Source organism: Methylovorus glucosotrophus (genome assembly GCF_009858335.1).
In the GTDB taxonomy this organism is placed as follows: Bacteria; Pseudomonadota; Gammaproteobacteria; order Burkholderiales; family Methylophilaceae; genus Methylovorus; species Methylovorus glucosotrophus.
This window is the reverse complement of sequence record NZ_VMSE01000003.1, coordinates 1-5516: the sequence shown is the minus strand read 5'-3', so window position 1 is coordinate 5516 and position 5516 is coordinate 1. Positions and strand designations below refer to the sequence as shown.

The following is a 5516-nucleotide window of genomic DNA, read 5'->3' as shown; positions in this document are numbered from 1 at the left end:
CTGTATAATGCGCACCTCTCAACGGAAACGTTGATGAGTGAAAGCGAAGTAAGAAGTACCTGCTCTTTAACAAACTGAACAATCGATAGGTGTGAGTGCTTGTGGTTTTGTGAAGTCGGCCCGGTAATGCCGGGTGACACTCAAGATACATAAGTGCTTAACACCTTGAATGAAACTTTGTAGAAATACCTAGATTCATTTGAGAATTAAGCCAAGCGACATACCGACCCCTTTATTGGGGTCACAAGTAATAGTTGGGAATTAAACTGAAGAGTTTGATCCTGGCTCAGATTGAACGCTGGCGGCATGCTTTACACATGCAAGTCGAACGGTAACAGAGAGAAGCTTGCTTCTCTGCTGACGAGTGGCGAACGGGTGAGTAATATATCGGAACGTACCGTATTGTGGGGGATAACTAGTCGAAAGATTAGCTAATACCGCATACGCCCTGAGGGGGAAAGTAGGGGATCTTCGGACCTTACGCAGAACGAGCGGCCGATATCTGATTAGCTAGTTGGTGGGGTAAAGGCCCACCAAGGCGACGATCAGTAGCTGGTCTGAGAGGACGACCAGCCACACTGGAACTGAGACACGGTCCAGACTCCTACGGGAGGCAGCAGTGGGGAATTTTGGACAATGGGCGCAAGCCTGATCCAGCCATGCCGCGTGAGTGAAGAAGGCCTTCGGGTTGTAAAGCTCTTTCGCAAGGAAAGAAAACTTACTCGCTAATACCGGGTGAGGATGACGGTACCTTGATAAGAAGCACCGGCTAACTACGTGCCAGCAGCCGCGGTAATACGTAGGGTGCGAGCGTTAATCGGAATTACTGGGCGTAAAGCGAGCGCAGGCGGTTTTGTAAGTCAGATGTGAAAGCCCCGGGCTCAACCTGGGAACTGCGTTTGAAACTGCAAGGCTAGAGTATGGGAGAGGGGGGTAGAATTCCACGTGTAGCAGTGAAATGCGTAGAGATGTGGAGGAATACCAATGGCGAAGGCAGCCCCCTGGCCTAATACTGACGCTCATGCTCGAAAGCGTGGGGAGCAAACAGGATTAGATACCCTGGTAGTCCACGCCCTAAACGATGTCTACTAGTTGTTGGTGGAGTAAAATCCATTAGTAACGCAGCTAACGCGTGAAGTAGACCGCCTGGGGAGTACGGTCGCAAGATTAAAACTCAAAGGAATTGACGGGGGCCCGCACAAGCGGTGGATTATGTGGATTAATTCGATGCAACGCGAAAAACCTTACCTGGCCTTGACATGCTACTAACGAAGCAGAGATGCATTAGGTGCCCGAAAGGGAAAGTAGACACAGGTGCTGCATGGCTGTCGTCAGCTCGTGTCGTGAGATGTTGGGTTAAGTCCCGCAACGAGCGCAACCCTTGCCAATAATTGCCATCATTTAGTTGGGCACTTTATTGGGACTGCCGGTGACAAACCGGAGGAAGGTGGGGATGACGTCAAGTCCTCATGGCCCTTATGGCCAGGGCTTCACACGTAATACAATGGTCGGTACAGAGGGTTGCCAACCCGCGAGGGGGAGCCAATCCCAGAAAGCCGATCGTAGTCCGGATTGCAGTCTGCAACTCGACTGCATGAAGTCGGAATCGCTAGTAATCGCGGATCAGCATGTCGCGGTGAATACGTTCCCGGGCCTTGTACACACCGCCCGTCACACCATGGGAGTGGGTTCTACCAGAAGTAGTTAGTCTAACCGCAAGGGGGACGATTACCACGGTAGGATTCATGACTGGGGTGAAGTCGTAACAAGGTAGCCGTATCGGAAGGTGCGGCTGGATCACCTCCTTTCTAGAGAAAATCCGAAGCTGCAAGCATTCACACTTATCGGTTGTTCAAGAGCACATCAAGGAATGGCCTTAGAAGGGTCTGTAGCTCAGCTGGTTAGAGCACCGTCTTGATAAGGCGGGGGTCGTTGGTTCGAGCCCAACCAGACCCACCAGATTCACCCGAGTAGGGGGATTAGCTCAGCTGGGAGAGCACCTGCTTTGCAAGCAGGGGGTCGTCGGTTCGATCCCGTCATCCTCCACCACTACCTTGATGAAGAAGTTAGAAATAAGTGCAGGTTGCTGTATTTATTTCTGGCTTTTAAAGCCGGATTGATCTTTAACAAAATGGAAGAAGTAAAGAGAACACAGGAACTTTGTGATGAGGTTCTGAGTGTTCAAATGGGTAATTGATTGCAGAAATCAAAACATTTGAGCTCGTTTAGTTCGAAAGAAATAAGCGGATTCAAATAAGTTGCTTTAGAAGCAAGCCTATAGCGGACCGACTACTACTCGTTGGTCACGAGATTTGAGTTTAAAAGGGCTCAGGTTTTAACGTTATAGGGTCAAGCGAATAAGTGCATGTGGTGGATGCCTTGGCGATTACAGGCGATGAAGGACGTGGTAGCCTGCGAAAAGTCTCGGGGAGCTGGCAAATAAGCTTTGATCCGGGAATGTCCGAATGGGGAAACCCACCCGCAAGGGTATCGCTCTCTGAATATATAGGAGAAGCGAAGCGAACCGAGTGAACTGAAACATCTAAGTAGCTCGAGGAAAAGAAATCAACCGAGATTCCGGAAGTAGTGGCGAGCGAACCCGGAAAAGCCTGTTATTTTTAGCAGACGCGATAGTAGAACGGAATGGAAAGTCCGGCCATAGCGGGTGATAGCCCCGTATACGAAATCCCGTTTGTGGAACTAGGATAACGACAAGTAGGGCGGGACACGTGAAATCCTGTCTGAACATGGGGGGACCATCCTCCAAGGCTAAATACTCGTAATCGACCGATAGTGAACCAGTACCGTGAGGGAAAGGCGAAAAGAACCCCGGGAGGGGAGTGAAATAGAACCTGAAACCGCATGCATACAAACAGTGGGAGCCTCGTAAGGGGTGACTGCGTACCTTTTGTATAATGGGTCAGCGACTTACATTCAGTAGCAAGCTTAACCGATAGGGGAGGCGTAGCGAAAGCGAGTCCGAATAGGGCGATAGTTGCTGGGTGTAGACCCGAAACCAAGTGATCTATCCATGGCCAGGATGAAGGTGCCGTAACAGGTACTGGAGGTCCGAACCCACTAATGTTGAAAAATTAGGGGATGAGCTGTGGATAGGGGTGAAAGGCTAAACAAACTTGGAAATAGCTGGTTCTCTCCGAAAACTATTTAGGTAGTGCCTCGTGTCTCACTCTTGGGGGTAGAGCACTGTTATGGCTAGGGGGCTCATAAGAGCTTACCAAACCATTGCAAACTCCGAATACCGAGAAGTGCAATCACGGGAGACAGACCATGGGTGCTAACGTCCGTGGTCAAGAGGGAAACAACCCAGACCGCCAGCTAAGGTCCCTAATGACGTGCTAAGTGGAAAACGAAGTGGGAAGGCACAGACAGCCAGGAGGTTGGCTTAGAAGCAGCCATCCTTTAAAGAAAGCGTAATAGCTCACTGGTCGAGTCGTCCCGCGCGGAAGATGTAACGGGGCTAAGCACGTAACCGAAGCTGCGGATGCATATTTATATGCATGGTAGGAGAGCGTTCTGTAGGCCTGCGAAGGTGTTCTGTGAGGAATGCTGGAGGTATCAGAAGTGCGAATGCTGACATGAGTAGCGATAAAGGGAGTGAAAAGCTCCCTCGCCGAAAGCCCAAGGTTTCCTGCGCAACGTTCATCGGCGCAGGGTGAGTCGGCCCCTAAGGTGAGGCAGAGATGCGTAGCTGATGGGAAACAGGTTAATATTCCTGTACCTCAATGTAATGCGATGTGGGGACGGAGAAGGTTAGGTCAGCCATCTGTTGGAATAGGTGGTTTAAGCGTGTAGGGAGATCCTTTAGGCAAATCCGGAGGGTCAATTCTGAGGCGTGACGACGAGTGCACTTGTGCACGAAGTGATTGATACCAAGCTTCCAAGAAAAGCCACTAAGCTTCAGTTATATTGAGACCGTACCGCAAACCGACACAGGTGGGCAGGATGAGAATTCTAAGGCGCTTGAGAGAACCCGGGAGAAGGAACTCGGCAAATTAGCACCGTAACTTCGGGAGAAGGTGCGCCCCGGTAGGTTGTAGAGATTTACTCTCGAAGGCCGATGGGGTTGCAGTGAAAAGGTGGCTGCGACTGTTTAATAAAAACACAGCACTGTGCAAACACGAAAGTGGACGTATACGGTGTGACGCCTGCCCGGTGCCGGAAGGTTAAATGATGGGGTGCAAGCTCTTGATTGAAGCCCCGGTAAACGGCGGCCGTAACTATAACGGTCCTAAGGTAGCGAAATTCCTTGTCGGGTAAGTTCCGACCCGCACGAATGGCGTAACGATGGCCACACTGTCTCCTCTCGGGACTCAGCGAAGTTGAAATGTTTGTGAAGATGCAATCTACCCGCGGCTAGACGGAAAGACCCCATGAACCTTTACTGTAGCTTTACATTGGACTTTGACAAGATTTGTGTAGGATAGGTGGGAGACTTTGAAGCAGGGACGCCAGTTCTTGTGGAGTCAACCTTGAAATACCACCCTGATGTTGTTGAGGTTCTAACCTAGGTCCATTATCTGGATCGGGGACCGTGTATGGTGGGCAGTTTGACTGGGGCGGTCTCCTCCCAAAGAGTAACGGAGGAGTGCGAAGGTAACCTAGGTACGGTCGGAAATCGTACTGATAGTGCAATGGCATAAGGTTGCTTGACTGCGAGACGGACAGGTCGAGCAGGTGCGAAAGCAGGTCATAGTGATCCGGTGGTTCTGTATGGAAGGGCCATCGCTCAACGGATAAAAGGTACTCTGGGGATAACAGGCTGATTCCTCCCAAGAGTTCATATCGACGGGGGAGTTTGGCACCTCGATGTCGGCTCATCACATCCTGGGGCTGTAGCCGGTCCCAAGGGTATGGCTGTTCGCCATTTAAAGTGGTACGTGAGCTGGGTTTAAAACGTCGTGAGACAGTTTGGTCCCTATCTGCCGTGGGCGTTGGAAGTTTGAGGGGGGCTGCTCCTAGTACGAGAGGACCGGAGTGGACGGATCTCTGGTGGACCGGTTGTCATGCCAATGGCATAGCCGGGTAGCTAAATCCGGAAGAGATAAACGCTGAAAGCATCTAAGCGTGAAACTTGCCTCAAGATGAGACTTCCCTGTGCTTTAAGCACACTAAAGAGTCGTTCGAGACCAGGACGTTGATAGGACGGATGTGGAAGTGCAGTAATGCATTAAGCTGACCGTTACTAATTGCTCGTGAGGCTTGATCCTATAACCTTGAAACTTGAGTTCAAGGTTGCTCTAAAGCGCAATCAATACGCATACTTTACTTCTTCTGTTTTTTAAAGACGCTTGTCTGCAAGGACAAGGTCAGCGTGTTCGAACGAACATGCAAAGCTTAACAGGGCTTGAATGCACCATCTCAAGCACTACCGGTTATGCTTGGCGGCCATAGCGAATTGGAACCACCCCTTCCCATCTCGAACAGGGCCGTGAAACGATTCTGCGCCAATGATAGTATACTTCTCGTATGCGAAAGTAGGTCACCGCCAAGCTTCT

General features: G+C 50.5%; 2 tRNA genes and 3 rRNA genes. All 5 read left to right on the top strand.

The window, feature by feature from the left end:
- The first annotated feature begins 263 nt into the window (after nucleotides 1–263).
- The 5 genes from FNL37_RS13875 to rrf all read left to right on the top strand — a co-directional run bounded on the left by FNL37_RS13875 (nucleotide 264) and on the right by rrf (nucleotide 5512).
- Nucleotides 264–1808, top strand: a 16S ribosomal RNA gene (locus FNL37_RS13875).
- Nucleotides 1809–1882: 74 nt separating this feature from the next.
- Nucleotides 1883–1959 (top strand) — tRNA-Ile (locus FNL37_RS13870).
- A gap of 14 nt (nucleotides 1960–1973) precedes the next feature.
- Nucleotides 1974–2049: transfer RNA gene (locus FNL37_RS13865), tRNA-Ala, on the top strand.
- Nucleotides 2050–2347: 298 nt separating this feature from the next.
- Nucleotides 2348–5228 (top strand): 23S ribosomal RNA (locus tag FNL37_RS13860).
- 170 nt (nucleotides 5229–5398) lie between these two features.
- Nucleotides 5399–5512 (top strand): 5S ribosomal RNA (gene rrf, locus FNL37_RS13855).
- Together the 16S, 23S and 5S rRNA genes with 2 tRNA genes alongside form the textbook arrangement of a ribosomal RNA operon.
- The last annotated feature ends 4 nt before the right edge of the window (nucleotides 5513–5516 follow it).